This is a genomic window from Nonomuraea sp. NPDC059194 (assembly GCF_042754765.1).
Lineage (GTDB): Bacteria > Actinomycetota > Actinomycetes > Streptosporangiales > Streptosporangiaceae > Nonomuraea.
In genome coordinates, this window is the sequence record NZ_JBHZBH010000001.1 from 124115 (window position 1) to 138700 (window position 14586).

Sequence of the window (14586 nt, forward strand, 5' to 3'; positions counted from 1 at the left end):
TGTCTCGACACCGTATGTCGCCACCACCGACATGTCTGCCGCTTGCGTATCGGTTCCGTCACAGGGAGCGAGGACACGCCCCGGGCAGCGAGACGCCCGCCGGACGGAGGTCACGGCGGGCGTCTTCAGGGTCGTTATTCGGAGGGAGGCTCGGCGTAGCGGGCGAGGTACAGCTGCTCGCCCAGGCTCTGGATGAGCCCCAGCTCCGTCTCCAGGTAGTCGATGTGGTGCTCCTCGTCGGCGAGGATGTCCTCGAAGAGACGCGCGGAGGTCGTGTCGCCCTTCTCGCGCATCAGCTGGATGCCAGGCTTGAGCCGCTGCACCACGCTCAGCTCGACCTCGAGGTCGGCCCTGAGCTGCTCCTCGACGGTCTGGCCGATGTGGAGGGTGCCGAGCCGCTGGTAGTTGGGCAGTCCTTCGAGAAAGAGGATACGGTCCGTGAGCCGCTCGGCGTGGCGCATCTCGTCGATCGACTCGTCGCGCGTGTGCTTGGCCAGTCGGGTGTAGCCCCAGTTCTCCTGCATCTTCGCGTGGAGGAAGTACTGGTTGATAGCGGTGAGCTCCGCGGTCAGCTGCTCGTTGAGCAACTCGATGATCTGCTTGTCGCCCTGCATTGAACGGGCCCCTCGTGCTATGCGGTCGGAATCAGGTCCTCGGACCGCTTCAGCATCGCACAGATCTTACGGACACAAGAGGCACAGTCCCCCCCGGCGCCGGTGGTGTCGCGGATTTGCCGCGCACTCTTGGCGCCTGCGGCAATGCAGTCGTGGACCTCGTTCTCGGTCACGGCTCGGCAGACGCATACGTACATCGGGGGACAAACCTCTCGCGGGAAACGGAACCTTAAGGTTAGGCACACCTAAGATAACCCACGTTGGTAAGGCTTGCCTATGTGGAGTGCGACACAGGCACGAAACCCCCCAGAGAGGACATTCCTCCCCCAGAATAGGTTTCGTTGCGTAGTGGACCGGCCACGGCCGTCCCCGCGAGGATCTCCCTAGAAGGCGGAGCTTTCCGCGCCGATCGTGGTGGAGTCGCCATGACCGGTGTGGACGACCGTCTCGCGCGGCAGCGGCAGCAGCCTGGTCCTGATCGACTCCTCCAGCGTCTCCCTGGAGGAGAACGACCGGCCCGTCGCGCCGGGCCCGCCCTGGAACAGGGTGTCGCCAGTGAACACCGCGCCCAGCTCCGGCGCGTAGAGGCACACCGCGCCAGGCGCGTGGCCCGGCGTGTGGATGACCTGGAGCTCCACGCCGCCCGTCTGCAGCTTCTGACCGTCCTCCAGCGGTGAGTACGGCACCGCGTCGCCGTACTCCATTTCCCACAGCACCTGGTCGGCGGGGTGCAGCAGGATCGGCGCCCCGGTCAGCTTCGACAGTTCGGCGGCCGCGTTGATGTGGTCGTTGTGCGCGTGGGTGCAGACGATCGCGGTGACGGACCTGCCGCCGACCCGCTCGGCGATCTTCTCGGCGGAGTGGGCGGCGTCGATGACGATCACCGAACGCGCGTCGCCGACCAGCCAGACGTTGTTGTCGACCTCCCACGTTCCGCCGTCGAGGGAGAACGTGCCCGAGGTGACGACCCTGTCGATCACAGCGTCACCACCGAACGCAGGACCTCGCCCCTGTGCATCCTGGCGAAGGCCTCCTCGACCCCGTCGAGCGGGATCGTCTCCGACACGAACCTGTCGAGCGGGAGCCTGCCCTGCAGGAACAGGTCGATCAGCAGGGGGAAGTCGCGGGAGGGCAGGCAGTCGCCGTACCAGGAGGACTTCAGCGCGCCGCCGCGGCCGAAGACGTCGAGCAGCGGCAGCTCCAGCCGCATGTCGGGGGTGGGCACGCCGACCAGGACGACGACGCCGGCCAGGTCGCGGGCGTAGAAGGCCTGCTTGTAGGTCTCGGGGCGGCCGACCGCCTCGATGACGACGTCGGCGCCGTAGCCGCCGGTCAGCGCCTGGATGGCGGCGACGGGATCCTCCGAGCCGGAGTTCACGACGTCGGTGGCGCCGAACTCGCGGGCCCAGGTCAGCTTGCGGTCGTCGACGTCCACCGCGATGATCTTCGCGGCGCCCGCGAGCGAGGCGCCGAGGATGGCCGCATCGCCGACGCCGCCGCAGCCGATGACGGCCACGGTGTCGCCGCGCGAGACGTTGCCGGTGTTGAGCGCCGCGCCGAGTCCGGCCATCACGCCGCAGCCGAGCAGGCCCGCGACCTCGGGCGGGGCGTCGGCCGAGACCTTGGTGCACTGTCCGGCGGCGACCAGCGTCTTTTCGGCGAACGCGCCGATGCCGAGCGCGGGGCTGAGCTCGGTGCCGTCCTTCAGCGTCATCTTCTGCGTGGCGTTGTGGGTGGCGAAGCAGTACCAGGGCCGCCCGCGCAGGCAGGCGCGGCAGTTGCCGCAGACCGCGCGCCAGTTGAGGATCACGTAGTCGCCCGGCTCGAGGTCGGTGACACCGTCGCCGACCGCCTCGACCACGCCCGCCGCCTCATGGCCGAGCAGGAACGGGAAGTCGTCGCTGATCCCGCCCTCCCGGTAGTGGAGGTCGGTGTGGCAGACGCCGCACGCCTTCACGGCCACGACCGCCTCGCCCGGTCCCGGGTCCGGCACGAGTATGGTCTCGACGGAGACTTCCTGGCCCTTACCTCGGGCGATGACGCCCTGGACTTCGTACGGCATGCCGTTCATCATGTGCTCAGGACGATGATCTCCGCAAGACATACGGCTGCACCACGCCGAGACCTCTGGCGGGTCGGCGCCGAATTTTACGCAGCTCGAAGTCTTCGCCGGTCAGCCCCTCGGCCAGCTCCGCGTCGATGACGATCGTGCGCGGCCTGGCGATGGCCGTCAGCCTGGCTGCCAGGTTGACGGTCGTGCCGAACACGTCGCCCATGATCGGCAGCACGGGGCCGTAGGCCATGCCGATGCGCAGCTCGCCCGTCTCGACGAGAGCAAGCGCGATCTCGGCCGCCTGCGCCTGGGTGGGCGCGGTGAACAGCACCTCGTCGCCCAGCGTCTTGACGAGCCTGGCGCCGTGGGCGGCGACCACGTCGGCGGCGCGCGACTCGAACCCCTCCACGAGCTCGGCCAGCTCCCGCTCCGACAGCTCCCTCGACCGCCTGGTGAAGGAGACGAGGTCGGCGAAGCCCACCGCGATCGACACGCGGCCCGGCACCCGCTCGTCGTTGATGTCGGCCATCGCCAGCAGGCGGGTGCCCGCGGCGGCGAGCTGGGCCCGCCAGACGTGGACGAGCACGTGCTCGAAGTCGGGAAGCAGTTGCTGTGACGTCTCCAGGATCCTGGCGAGATCGTCGTCGGACGCCTCCTCGCCCGGCAGCATCGCCCCGATCATGATCTCGGCCTGCCACTGGGCCAGCCGCGCGGTGGTCTGGCCGAGCGCCCTGGCCAGGCGGATGACGGTGGGCTCGTCCAGCAGCCTGCTGTCGAGCATCGTGCGTACCCTACGCAGCGCCGCCACGTCCGCGTCGGAGAAGGCCACCGCGTCGTCGGCGTGCGTGGCGAACCCCAGAGCGCGCCAGATCCGCTCGGCGAGCTCCTGCGACACGCCCGCTCCCGCGGCGACCTCCGCCCTGGTGTAGCGGGCCGTGGTGCCGACCAGCAACCGTTCGATCTCCTCCGCCGTGGGTCTCATGCTCGTGCTCCGGCTACTTCCCGTCGACCGCGCCGTCGGAGATGTCCTCGACGGCGCGGAACAGGTCGGCGCGCACATCGTGGATCTTGGGGATGTCGCGCAGCGCGAGCTGCCCCTGCTCGCTGGCCGACTCGACGGTCAGCGTGCCGCAGCCGAGCATCCGCTCGGTGACCGACTGGTCGGAGCTGACCGAGTTGATCTTGGTGAGGGGGATCTCGTCGGTGGACTTGTTCAGCACGCCGGTGCTGATCGTGAAGCGGTGCGTGGTGAGCACGTAGCCGGTGTTCTTCCACTGCAGGTAGGGGATGAACGACCAGATGGTCAGCAGGATGACCGCGATCACGATGACCGCGGCCCTGCCGTACAGGGCGAACTCCCAGTCACCTGGGATCAGGTACAGCCCCGCGCCGGTGGCGGCGAGGATGAGGACGAGCGCGACCGCGGGCCCGATGAGCCGCTTCCAGTGCGGGTGGAACGACCGGATGCGCCGTTCGCCCTGCGTCAGGTGATGATCCGGGAGAGTCATGGCAGAAATCGTGGCACGGACCCTCGTCGAACGCTACGACGAAGGACGAACGTGGACCACGTCGCCCGCGCTGAGCGTCTGCCCCGCGACCTGGAGGTGCCCCAACGGGTCGATGCCCGTCGCGGTGCCGGTCAGGATCCGCTCGCCCGGCAGCTCCACCCTGACCTCGCGGCCGATCGTGGCGCTGGCGGCCTGGTAGGCGGCGCGCAGGCCGCAGGCGTCGGCGTCGCCGTCGGCCGCGATCCACTCACGGTAGTGGCTCTCGATCTCCCGCAGGATGGCCCTGATCAGCGGGTCCCTGTCGGTGCCATGCGCGCGCTCGCGGTCGGGGTCGGCGTCGGTGCCGGTGTCGGCGTCGGTGCCGGTGCCGGTGTCGGCGAGCTCGATGGCGATCGAGGTGGCGGTGTCTACGGGCAGCTCGGCGGCGCGCAACGACACGTTCAGCCCCACGCCGACCACGACGCTGCCGTTCTCGACGCGCTCGGCGAGGACGCCCGCCAGCTTCTTCTCTCCCACCAGCAGGTCGTTCGGCCACTTCAGCCGGACGTCCAGCTCGGCGACCCGCCGTACGGCCGAGGCCGCGGCGACGCCGAACAGCAACGGCAGCCAGCCCTGGCGGACGGGCGGCACCTGGGGGCGCAGCAGCACGGAGAAGGTGAGACCCGAGCGGGGTGGCGCGTTCCAGATGCGGCCGAGCCTGCCGCGGCCCGCGAACTGGCTCTCGGCGATCAGCACCGTCCCCTCCCTCGCACCGGCTCTGGCCTGCTGGGCGAGGTCGGCGTTGGTGGATCCGGTACGGTCCACGATGGTGAGGTCCGTCCACAGGCCGCCGGGCCTGACCAGGGCGCGGGTGAGCGCCGCCTGGTTGAGGGGCGGGCGGTCGAGGTCGGCGAAGCGAGAATCGGACACCTGACCATCTTCCCCCAGATTGACACCGCTTGGTGCGCGATTCGGCCGACCCAAAACCCTCTCTCACGGGAGGGCGCCCTGTCAGGTCTCTGGGAGAGCTTCAGGTCAGCGCCGGGCTGGCGTCTCTTGGAAGGAGCCGGGGAGGCTTAAGGTCAGCGGCTGGCTGGCGTCTCTTTGGAGAGGCGAAGAGTCGGTGCCCGGAGGGGGCGAGGGCTGTCGGCGAGTCGTGGCGTTCGGGTGGGTCGCAGGGCTTCCATCAGGAGGAGGATGGGGGTATGAGCAGACGTCTCGACCCGCGGAACTGGGCCAGCCTGCGGCCGTTCGGGCTCGGCCTGCGCAAGCCGAACAACTACCTGGAGCTGTGGAAGGCGTTCAGGTCCGTCAAGGGCAACAGGCGCTACGCCTGGCGCATCCTCAGGCAGGGCACGTGCGACGGGTGCGCGCTCGGCACGAAAGGCATGCGCGACTGGACGATGGACGAGGTCCATCTGTGCAACATCAGGCTCAGGCTGCTGCCGATGAACACCATGCCGGCGCTGGACGTGCGGGTCCTGTCGGACGTCTCCGCCCTGGCGGGTAGGACCAGCGCGGAGCTGCGCGAGCTGGGCCGCCTGCCGTACCCGATGATCAGGGGGGCGGGTGAGAAGGGGTTCACCAGGATCTCGTGGGACCAGGCGCTGCGTACGGCGGCGACGGCCCTCAGCGACGCGCGCTTCGGCGTCTACCTGACCAGCAGGGGCATGCCGAACGAGAACTACTACGCGGCGCAGAAGGCCGTGCGGGCGCTCGGCTCCAACAACATCGACAACGCCGCGCGGGTGTGCCACTCACCCTCGACGGTCGCGCTCAAGCAGACGATCGGCGCCGCCGCCACCACCTGCTCCTACACCGACTGGATCGGCTCCGACCTGATCGTGTTCGTCGGCTCGAACCCGTCGAACAACCAGCCCGTGGCGATGAAGTACCTCTACCACGCCAAGAAGGAGGGCACCCGGATCGCGATGGTCAACGCCTACCGCGAGCCGGGGATGGAGCGCTACTGGGTGCCGTCCAACGTGGAGTCCGCGCTGTTCGGCACGAAGATCACCGATGAGTTCTTCGGGGTCAACGTGGGCGGCGACATCGGTTTCCTGAACGGCGTGCTCAAGCACCTCATAGAGAACGACTGGATCGACGGGGAGTTCGTCGAGGCGCGCACGAACGGCTTCGACGACGTACGGCAGGCGGTGGCCGGACAGTCGTGGGAGGCACTGGAGGCGCTGTCGGGCTCGACCCGCCAGGAGATGTACCGCCTGGCCGAGCTGCTGGGCCGGGCCCGCTCGGCCGTCCTGGTGTGGTCGATGGGCATCACCCAGCACAGCTTCGGCGAGGACAACGTGCGCGCGATCGTCAACCTGGCGCTGGCCCGCGGGTTCGTCGGGCGCGACCACTGCGGCCTGATGCCGATCAGGGGGCACAGCGGCGTCCAGGGCGGCGCCGAGATGGGCGCGTACGCCACGGGCTTCCCCGGCGGCCTGCCGATCACCGAGGAGAACGCGGCGCGCTTCACCGAGCTGTGGGGTTTCGAGGTGCCGGGCGCGCCCGGCCTCACCGTGACCGACATGATCGACGCCGCGCACGCGGGCGAGCTCGACGTGCTGATCTCCTCGGGCGGCAACTTCCTGGAGGTGCTGCCCGACCCCGCCTACTCACGCCGGGCGCTGCGGCGGTTGCGGCTGCGGGCGCACATCGACATCGTGCTGTCGTCGCAGATGCTGGCCGACTGCGACGGCGACGTGCTGCTGCTGCCCGCGCAGACCCGTTACGAGATGGTCGGCGGCGTCACCGAGACCTCCACCGAGCGGCGGATCATCTTCTCCCCCGAGGTCGAGGGCCCGCGCGTCGGCGAGGCGTGGCCGGAGTGGAAGATCTTCACGTCGCTGGCCCGGCTGGTGCGGCCCGACCTGCCGCTGGGGTTCACCGGGACGCCCGAGATCAGGGCGGACATCGAGCGGGCGGTGCCGTTCTACGAGGGCATCGCGGGCCTGCGCCGCTTCGGCGACAACGTGCAGTACGGCGGGCGCCACCTCGGCTTCAGGACGCCTGACGGGCGCGGCAGGTTCTCCGTCGTGGCGCTTCCCGCGCTCGAACGTCCCGACGGGGCGTTCATGGTGGCGACGCGGCGGGGCAAGCAGTTCAACAGCATGGTCCACGAGCGGCTCGACAGGTTCAACGGCGCCACGAGGGAGGCGGTGCTGATGAGCCCCTACGACGCCGACCGGCTCGGCCTGCCCGACGGCACGCCCGTCGAGCTTGTCAACGCGGGCCCGTCTAAGAAGCGGACCTTCAGGGGGAAGGTGCTGCGCGCTCCCCTCATGCCGGGCAACCTGCAGATCCACTGGCCGGAGGGCAACGTCCTGATCGACGAGTCGCGCCACTCGCCCGATGCCCGCATCCCCGACTTCAACGCCGTCGCCACGCTGCGCAGGCTCGACCGCGGGGAGGTGACGACCTCTGCGTAATGTACAGAACGTGACAACCCCTACCACCCGCGCCCACATCATGGAAGTCTCCGGCGGCAGCGCCAGAGATCGGCGGGACTACCTGGCCACCGAAGAGCCCATGGAGATCCGCCTCACCGCGCCGGGCGGCGAGCGCAGAACCGTGGCCATCACCATGCGCACGCCGGGCCACGACTTCGAGCTGGCGGCCGGGTTCCTGCACGGCGAGGGGCTGGCCAGGCGCGGCGAGATCAAGGCGATCGGCTACTGCACCGACGAGGACGTCCCGCCCGAGGCCCGCTACAACACGGTCACGGTGGCGCTGAACCGCCCGCTACCCGACCTGCCCGCTCTCGACCGGCACTTCGTCACCTCCAGCGCGTGCGGGGTCTGCGGTTCGGCCAGCCTCGACGCGCTGCGCGACCGCTGCCACCCCCTGCCGCAGGGCGAGCTGTCGATCACCCCCGAGATCCTGTACGGCATGCCGTACCGGCTGAGGGAGGCGCAGGGCGGCTTCGGCAAGACCGGCGGCCTGCACGCGGCGGGGCTGTTCGGAGCCGACGGCTCCCTGGTGGCGCTCAGAGAGGACGTCGGCCGGCACAACGCGGTCGACAAGCTGGTCGGCTGGGCGTCGCTGTCCGAGACGGAGATCGCCGGGCACGTGCTCATGGTGAGCGGCAGGGCCAGCTACGAGATCATGCAGAAGGCCCTGGCGGCGGGCATCCCGATGGTGTGCGCGGTGTCGGCGCCGTCGTCGCTGGCGGTGGACCTGGCCAGGGAGTTCGGGATGACGCTGGTCGGGTTCCTGCGCGAGGAGCGCTGCAACATCTACGCGGGCAGGGAGCGCATCGCCCTGTAACCCGTTCACGACCTCTTCACCGGCAAGATCGAGTCATGTATCTTCGTAAAGTCCGTCGAAGAAAAGTTTCATCGAAGGAGAGGTAGTGGACAAGAAGCTTCACATGCTGGCGTTACCTGTCGCGGCCGTCGCACTGTCCATCCTGCCGACCACTCCCGCCCAGGCGGCCGACGGCTACGACCGTTGCCGCGCCGGCTACTACTGCCTGTTCTCCGGTCTCAACGGCACCGGCGACATCGTCGAGATCCAGGCCAGCACGGGCGACCTCGCCGCGCTGAACATGGACGACCGGGCCAAGTCCGACTGGAACCGGACGAGTTCCTACATCCACCTCTACTCCGAAGCCGACTTCGGCGGTTGTTCCGCCGTGACCACCCCGGGTGGCAAGGGCAACTTCTTCTCCACCTATCGGGACTTCTTCAGCTCCGTCCGTATCGGCGGGCCGAACGGTCCGTCGTGCGGCACCACCGATCCGGAGTTCCGGGTCAAGGCTCACTGACGCAGGCAGGAGGCGGCCCGGCATCGTGCGATGCCGGGCCGTTTTTCTTTGACTAATTATGGAATGAAGTGTTCCGTTCTGATAGTCTGGAACAGAACAAGCCGTTCCGCTTCTGCATAGCGATGAAAGGACTTGAGATGATTCACCCCTTCCGCATCGAGATCCCCCAGGCCGACGTCGACGACCTGCGCGAGCGGCTGCGCCGTACCCGATGGAGCGGGGAGATCCCCGGCCAGGGCTGGAGCCGCGGAGTACCCGTCGACTATCTCAAGCAGCTGGCCGCCTACTGGGCCGATGGCTTCGACTGGCGGGCGCAGGAGGCGCGGCTGAACGCCTTCCCGCAGTTCACCACCGAGATCGATGGACAGAGCTTCCACTTCGCGCACGTCCGCTCGGCCAACCCCGACGCCACGCCGCTGCTGCTCCTGCACGACTGGCCCGCCTCGTTCACGGTGTTCGCCGAGGTGATCGAGGAGCTGTCGCGCGACTTCCACGTGGTCGCGGCCAACGCCCCGGGTGTCGGCTTCTCGGGACCGCTGAGCGCCCCAGGCTGGAGCACCGGCAAGATCGCGACCGCGTTCGTCGAGCTGATGGACCGGCTCGGCTACGACAGGTACGGCGTGCAGGGCCAGGGTGGCGGTGCATGGTACGCGATCGAGATGGGGCGCCAGGCCCCCCAGCACGTGATCGGCGCCCACGTCAACGGGTACGTCACCTTCCCCAGCGGCGACGCGCAGGACTTCGCGGGGCTGACGAAGGATGAGGAGGAGCGGCTGGCCAGGCTGCAGCACTTCCGCGACGACATGATGGGCTTCAACGTCCAGCAGTCGACCAGGCCGCAGACCGTGGCCTACGGGCTGCACGACTCGCCGGTGGGGCAGCTCGCCTGGATCGTCGAGAAGTTCAAGGAGTGGACGGACCCGGCGGCTGAGCTGCCCGAGGACGCGGTCGGGCTGGACAACCTGCTGACCAACGTCAGCGTGTACTGGTTCACGGGAACGGCGGGCTCGTCGGCGAACCTGTACTACGAGAACGCGCACGACCCTGCCGCGTGGGGGCCGAAGGAGCGCAGCACCGTCCCGACGGGGGTGGCGCTGGCGAAGGGCACCGACATCACGATCCGCAGGTTCGCCGAGCGGGACGCCCCTGTGGTGCGGTGGACCGAGCTGGAGCGGGGCGGGAACTTCCTGCCGCTTGAGCAGCCCGAGGCGTTCGTCGAGGACGTGCGGGCGTTCTTCGCCGCCCTCTGACCTTTCCTTCGAGACCCCGGGCACCGGTCCTTCGAGACCCCGGGCACCGGCCGACGGTGCCCGGGGTCCTCCGTCTTCCCGGGGTCCTGGGCCTGCGAGACCGGTCCAGAGAACGAGCGCGAAAGCGACTTTGGTCGGATGCGTAAGCGTCCGAGGTTCGATGTGCGGGGCGTGGACGATCTCTAGCGTCGAGGTCATGACGCAGACCCTGGCTCCCCCGACCAGCCGCATCCACGAGATAGACGCCGTCCGCGGCTTCGCCCTCGCCGGGATCCTGGTGGCGAACATCGGCTTCTTCGCCGACCCCGGCTACGCGGCGGGCAACGGCGCGATGCCGATCACCGAGGGCCCCGTCGCCTTCCTCGTCAGCACCCTGGTCCTCACGAAGTTCTACGTGATCTTCTCGTTCCTGTTCGGCTACTCCTTCACGCTGCAGATGCGCTCGTGGGGCGACAAGGTCAAGGGGCGGATGCTGCGCCGCTGTCTCGGGCTGTTCGCGCTGGGCGTGGCACAGGGCTTCCTGCTGTGGATCGGCGACATCCTCACCCTCTACGCCGCCCTCGGCCTGATCCTGCTGGCGATGCGCAACGTCCGCCCGCGGACCGCCGTCATCACCGGCTCGGTGATCATCGGGGTGCTGACGGTGGTCTGGCTGGCGCTGGCCGGGCTGACCCTGCTCGACCCCGCCGCGGGTACGGCCGCCGCCGTCGACCACGCGGCCGTCGCCAGGGCGGAGGCGCTGGTCACCGGGAGCCCGCTGGACTTCCTCACCTACCAGGTCGAGACCTACCCGATGCTCGCCATGTTCGTCTGGCTCGGGCAGGGTCCGATGGCGATGGCGCTGTTCCTGTTCGGGATGGCGGCGGGCAAGTCGCGCCTGTTCGAGGAGCGCGAGCGCTGGGCGCATCTCGTGCCGCACATCCAGGTGCTCGGCTTCGGCCTCGGCCTGCCCGCCGCGGTGTTCTTCACCTGGTCGAACACCGCCTCGGGCGCCTGGCAGCTGGTCGGCCTCGCGGTCAACGACGTCACCTCGCTGCTGCTGTCGGCCGCCTACGTCGTCACGCTGCTCCAGCTGGTCAGGCGTTTTCCCGCGGTCGGCTCGGTGCTGTCCAGCCCCGGCCGGGTGGCCGCGTCCAACTACATCGGCCAGTCGGTGCTGATGTGCCTGGTCTTCACCGGGTACGGCCTGGCGCTCGGCGGCAAGCTCGCGCCGATCGCGGTGATGGGCGTGGCCGTGGCGATCTACGCGGTGCTGGCGGCGTTGAGCGCGTGGTGGCTGAGGAGCCACCGTTACGGCCCCGTCGAGTACGCCCTGCGCGGCCTGACGAACCTGAGGTGACCAGGCCGCGCGGACCGAGCTACAGCTCCTTGCGCATGAAGACCACCTCGCGCCCGCCGATCGGCTCCACCGTGGTGACGGTGTAGCCGAGCCGCTGGTAGAGCGCGATGTTGGGGGTCATCTTGGCGTTGGTGATGAGCCGCAGCGCGGGCAGGCCCAGCTCGGCCGCCCGCGCCTCGGCGAAGGCGAGCAGCCGCCTGCCCAGGCCCTGGCCGTGCTGGTCGGGCCGGACCGCCACGTTGTCCACGTACAGAACGCCGTCCTCGGGCACCAGCACGATCAGCCCGCGCAGGTCGTCGAGTACGAAGATGTGCCCGGCGGCCAGGTGTGCGGCGTAGTCGTCGTCCATCGGCTTGGGGCGGATGCCGATGACCTCCGCCCACGGCTGGTACGCGTCAGCGACGATCTTCTCGACGGTGGACAGGTCGTCGGGGTGAGCTGGTCTGATCATCCGGTGTTCTGCAATCCCGCGGCGACGCCGTTCACCGACAGCAGCAGCAGCGTCGACAGGCGTTCGCGTTCGTTCTCGGTCAGGTCCTCGGTGGTCCGCAGCGCGGTGAGCGCCCGAAGCTGCAGGTGGGACAGGGCGTCCACGTAGGGGTCGCGGAGCTGGACGGCCCGCGAGAGCACCTTTCTGTTCTCCAACAGCCTGGAGTGGCCGGTCACCGTCAGCACGAGCCGCCTGGTCCTGTCGTACTCCTCCAGCACCTGCGCCTCGAAGTCGGGCCGGCCGCCGAGGGCGAGGTAGCGGGCGGCGATGGACCTGTCGGTCTTGGCCAGCGACATCTCGACGTTGTCGAGCAGCGAGGCGAACAGCGGCCACTCCTTGTAGGCCGCCTGCAGCTCGTCGAGGTCCTCGACGGCGGCCAGGCCGCTGCCCAGGCCGTACCAGCCGGGCAGGTTGACCCGCGTCTGCGCCCACGCGAACACCCACGGGATGGCGCGCAGGTCGTCGAGGGAGCGCGGGGCGCCGAGCCCGCGCCGCGCGGGCCTGGAGCCGAGACGCAGCGAGCCGATCTCCTCCAGCGGGCTGACCAGCGCGAACCACTCGGGGAAGCCGGGTGCCTCGGTGAGCCCGCGGTAGGCCCGCTCGGAGGCGGCGGCCACCTGCGAGGCCAGGCCGCGGAAGCGGGCGGCGGCGGCCGCCGTGCGCTCGCCGACGACCGGGGAGGAGGCGAGCAGCACCGCGTTGGCCACCTGCTCCATGTGGCGGCGGGCGATGGCCTGGTGGCCGTAGCGGGCGAAGATGACCTCGCCCTGCTCGGTCACCTTGAACCGGCCGGCGACCGAGCCGGGCGCCTGGGCGAGGACCGCCCTGTTGGCGGGCCCGCCGCCGCGGCCGAGCGCGCCGCCGCGGCCGTGGAAGAGCCTGAGCTTGACGTCGTTGGCCAGCGCCCAGGCGGTCATCCGCTCCTGCGCCTCGTACAGCTTCATCGTCGCCGCCGCGGGGCCGAGCTCCTTGGCGGAGTCGGAGTAGCCGAGCATGACCTCCATGCGGCGGTCGTTGCCGGCCAGGCGGCGCCGCACCTGGGGCAGTTCGAGCATGCCGGCGAGCACGTCGGCCGAGTTGTCGAGGTCCTGGCCCGACTCGAACAGCGGCACCACGTCGAGGACGGGCGCGCGCTCGCCGAGCGCGTGGAAGGCCAGCTCGTGGACGGCGGCGATGTCGTCGGCGCTGCGGGTGAAGGACACGACGTAGCGGGAGCAGGCGGTGACGCCGAAGCGCTCCTGGATCCAGGCGATCACCCTGATCGTGGCCAGGACCTCCTCGGTCCGCTCCGACGGTGTCCGGCCCGCGCGCAGCTCCTCCAGCGCCGCGGCGTGCACCTGGGAGTGCTGGCGCACCTCCAGCTCGGCCAGGTGGAAGCCGAACGTCTCCACCTGCCAGATGAGGTGCTGCAGCTCGCCGTAGGCCTGCCGGGCGGCGCCCGCCCCGGCCAGCGACTCCTGCGCCAGGCGCAGGTCGGCCAGCAGGTCGGACGGCGCGCGGTAGGCCAGGTCGAGGTCGCGCCGGTGGGTGGCGCCGATGCGGGCGGCGACGAACAGCAGCCACTGCCGGTGCGGCTCGCCCGGCGAGCGGGTGGCCAGCTCGGAGACCAGGTCGGGGTGGGCGTCCTGGGCGGCGGCCAGCTCCTTGCGCAGGTCTGCGGACGGCGGTGTGATCTGGGCGGCCGCGGTGAGCGTGCGGGCGATGCGGGTGGTGGCGGTCTCCAGCGCGGCCAGCACGTGCTCGGCCTGGATGAGGACGGCCTCGCGGGTGACCTTGGCGGTGACGTTGGGGTTGCCGTCGCGGTCGCCGCCGATCCAAGACCCGTAGCGGATGAACGGCCTGGCCAGCGGGGGGCGGGTGCCGGTGCCCTCGCCGAGTGCGGCGTCGAGCGAGCGGTAGACCTGCGGCACCACGCGGAAGAGCGTCTCGTCGAAGGCGGCCATCGCGGTGCGGACCTCGTCGAGCGGGTCGAGCTTGGTGTTGCGCAGCTGGGCCGTACGCCAGAGGAGGTCGATCTCCTCCAGCAGCCTGCGCCTGCTCTCGGCCCGCTCGGACGAGCCGCGGCCCGGCAGGTTGTACTCGGTCAGCTGGCCGCTGACGCGCTGGATCGCGGTGACGATCGCGCGCCTGCGCGCCTCGGTGGGGTGCGCGGTCAGCACCGGGTGCAGTTCGAGCCCGTCGACCAGTTCGGCGACGCGTTCCCTGCCGAGCTCCTCGACGGCGGAGGCCAGCGACTCGCGCTGGACGGCGTCGCCCGCGTCGCGCTCGCGCAGGGTGCGGATGCGGTAGTGCTCCTCGGCCAGGTTGGCCAGGTGGAAGTAGCAGGTGAACGCCCGGGCGATCTGCACCGCCCGCTCGATCTCCCACTCCCCCACCATCTCCTCGACCTGTTCGTGCGACACCTCGCCGCGGCGCGCGCCGATGACCGCTTTGCGCAGGCGTTCGACGTCCTCCAGGAGCCCGGGACCGCCCTGTTCGGCGATCACCTGGCCCAGCAGCTCGCCGAGCAGCCGCACGTCGCGGCGGAGCTCGTCGGGCATCTCGCTGACGGCACTGTGGCGCGGGATGGCCTGGTCAATCATGTC

The 14586-nt window shown here is 70.0% G+C and carries 14 protein-coding genes; 5 read left to right on the forward strand and 9 right to left on the reverse strand.

All coding sequences use genetic code 11. From position 1 onward, the window contains the following. Window positions 1-134: 134 nt before the first annotated feature. The 7 genes from bfr to ACFXJ8_RS00645 form a co-directional block, all read right to left on the reverse strand. Window positions 135-614, reverse strand: coding sequence for a bacterioferritin (gene bfr, locus ACFXJ8_RS00615; protein WP_379641663.1), 480 nt, complete (start codon window positions 612-614; stop codon window positions 135-137). Window positions 615-631: 17 nt separating this feature from the next. Further along, window positions 632-811 carry a bacterioferritin-associated ferredoxin gene (locus ACFXJ8_RS00620; RefSeq protein WP_379641664.1) on the reverse strand — a complete coding sequence of 60 codons (180 nt, stop codon included), beginning with the start codon at window positions 809-811 and terminating at the stop codon, window positions 632-634. Window positions 812-997: 186 nt separating this feature from the next. Next, a complete protein-coding gene (locus tag ACFXJ8_RS00625; RefSeq protein WP_379641665.1) occupies window positions 998-1594 on the reverse strand; it encodes an MBL fold metallo-hydrolase in 597 nt (198 codons plus the stop codon). Further along, the gene (locus ACFXJ8_RS00630) at window positions 1591-2676 is read right to left on the reverse strand and encodes an S-(hydroxymethyl)mycothiol dehydrogenase (protein ID WP_379641666.1); all 1086 of its coding nucleotides are present in this window, start codon (window positions 2674-2676) and stop codon (window positions 1591-1593) included. The genes ACFXJ8_RS00625 and ACFXJ8_RS00630 overlap by 4 nt, the downstream gene beginning before the upstream one ends. A 16-nt stretch (window positions 2677-2692) precedes the next feature. Next, window positions 2693-3649, reverse strand: a complete 957-nt coding sequence (locus tag ACFXJ8_RS00635) for an adenylate/guanylate cyclase domain-containing protein (RefSeq protein ID WP_379641667.1) — start codon at window positions 3647-3649, stop codon at window positions 2693-2695. A 13-nt stretch (window positions 3650-3662) separates the two neighbouring features. After that, on the reverse strand, window positions 3663-4175 hold the full coding sequence (locus ACFXJ8_RS00640; RefSeq protein ID WP_379641668.1) for a PH domain-containing protein: 513 nt from the start codon (window positions 4173-4175) through the stop codon (window positions 3663-3665). Between the two features lie 33 nt (window positions 4176-4208). Next, window positions 4209-5084 carry a biotin--[acetyl-CoA-carboxylase] ligase gene (locus ACFXJ8_RS00645; protein WP_379641669.1) on the reverse strand — a complete coding sequence of 292 codons (876 nt, stop codon included), beginning with the start codon at window positions 5082-5084 and terminating at the stop codon, window positions 4209-4211. A gap of 275 nt (window positions 5085-5359) precedes the next feature. On the opposite strand from ACFXJ8_RS00645, the gene ACFXJ8_RS00650 reads away from it, so the two are divergent. The 5 genes from ACFXJ8_RS00650 to ACFXJ8_RS00670 all read left to right on the forward strand — a co-directional run bounded on the left by ACFXJ8_RS00650 (window position 5360) and on the right by ACFXJ8_RS00670 (window position 11511). After that, entirely contained in the window at window positions 5360-7585 is a 2226-nt protein-coding gene (locus ACFXJ8_RS00650) for an FdhF/YdeP family oxidoreductase (RefSeq protein ID WP_379641670.1), read from the forward strand. A 10-nt stretch (window positions 7586-7595) separates the two neighbouring features. Further along, window positions 7596-8423 carry a formate dehydrogenase accessory sulfurtransferase FdhD gene (gene fdhD, locus ACFXJ8_RS00655; protein ID WP_379641671.1) on the forward strand — a complete coding sequence of 276 codons (828 nt, stop codon included), beginning with the start codon at window positions 7596-7598 and terminating at the stop codon, window positions 8421-8423. An 85-nt stretch (window positions 8424-8508) separates the two neighbouring features. Further along, window positions 8509-8922, forward strand: coding sequence for a peptidase inhibitor family I36 protein (locus tag ACFXJ8_RS00660; protein ID WP_379641672.1), 414 nt, complete (start codon window positions 8509-8511; stop codon window positions 8920-8922). A gap of 137 nt (window positions 8923-9059) precedes the next feature. Next, window positions 9060-10172 (forward strand): epoxide hydrolase family protein, encoded by a 1113-nt coding sequence (locus ACFXJ8_RS00665; protein ID WP_379641673.1) that lies wholly within the window; start codon window positions 9060-9062, stop codon window positions 10170-10172. 196 nt (window positions 10173-10368) lie between these two features. Continuing rightward, window positions 10369-11511 carry a DUF418 domain-containing protein gene (locus ACFXJ8_RS00670; protein ID WP_379641674.1) on the forward strand — a complete coding sequence of 381 codons (1143 nt, stop codon included), beginning with the start codon at window positions 10369-10371 and terminating at the stop codon, window positions 11509-11511. A 19-nt stretch (window positions 11512-11530) separates the two neighbouring features. Here the strand turns inward: ACFXJ8_RS00670 and ACFXJ8_RS00675 are convergent, their stop codons facing one another. Further along, window positions 11531-11962 carry a GNAT family N-acetyltransferase gene (locus ACFXJ8_RS00675; protein ID WP_379641675.1) on the reverse strand — a complete coding sequence of 144 codons (432 nt, stop codon included), beginning with the start codon at window positions 11960-11962 and terminating at the stop codon, window positions 11531-11533. Further along, the gene (locus ACFXJ8_RS00680) at window positions 11959-14583 is read right to left on the reverse strand and encodes a phosphoenolpyruvate carboxylase (protein WP_379641676.1); all 2625 of its coding nucleotides are present in this window, start codon (window positions 14581-14583) and stop codon (window positions 11959-11961) included. Before ACFXJ8_RS00680 ends, ACFXJ8_RS00675 begins: the two co-directional genes overlap by 4 nt. Between the last annotated feature and the right edge of the window lie 3 nt (window positions 14584-14586).

What these genes read in the sequence shown, in the direction of transcription:
- ACFXJ8_RS00665 (WP_379641673.1), top strand. Translation starts at nt 9,060, where the DNA reads ATGATTCACCCCTTCCGCATCGAGATCCCCCAGGCCGACGTCGACGAC.
- ACFXJ8_RS00630 (WP_379641666.1), bottom strand. Translation starts at nt 2,676, where the DNA reads ATGCCGTACGAAGTCCAGGGCGTCATCGCCCGAGGTAAGGGCCAGGAA.
- bfr (WP_379641663.1), bottom strand. Translation starts at nt 614, where the DNA reads ATGCAGGGCGACAAGCAGATCATCGAGTTGCTCAACGAGCAGCTGACC.
- ACFXJ8_RS00650 (WP_379641670.1), top strand. Translation starts at nt 5,360, where the DNA reads ATGAGCAGACGTCTCGACCCGCGGAACTGGGCCAGCCTGCGGCCGTTC.
- ACFXJ8_RS00675 (WP_379641675.1), bottom strand. Translation starts at nt 11,962, where the DNA reads ATGATCAGACCAGCTCACCCCGACGACCTGTCCACCGTCGAGAAGATC.
- ACFXJ8_RS00620 (WP_379641664.1), bottom strand. Translation starts at nt 811, where the DNA reads ATGTACGTATGCGTCTGCCGAGCCGTGACCGAGAACGAGGTCCACGAC.
- ACFXJ8_RS00670 (WP_379641674.1), top strand. Translation starts at nt 10,369, where the DNA reads ATGACGCAGACCCTGGCTCCCCCGACCAGCCGCATCCACGAGATAGAC.
- ACFXJ8_RS00640 (WP_379641668.1), bottom strand. Translation starts at nt 4,175, where the DNA reads ATGACTCTCCCGGATCATCACCTGACGCAGGGCGAACGGCGCATCCGG.
- ACFXJ8_RS00635 (WP_379641667.1), bottom strand. Translation starts at nt 3,649, where the DNA reads ATGAGACCCACGGCGGAGGAGATCGAACGGTTGCTGGTCGGCACCACG.
- ACFXJ8_RS00680 (WP_379641676.1), bottom strand. Translation starts at nt 14,583, where the DNA reads ATGATTGACCAGGCCATCCCGCGCCACAGTGCCGTCAGCGAGATGCCC.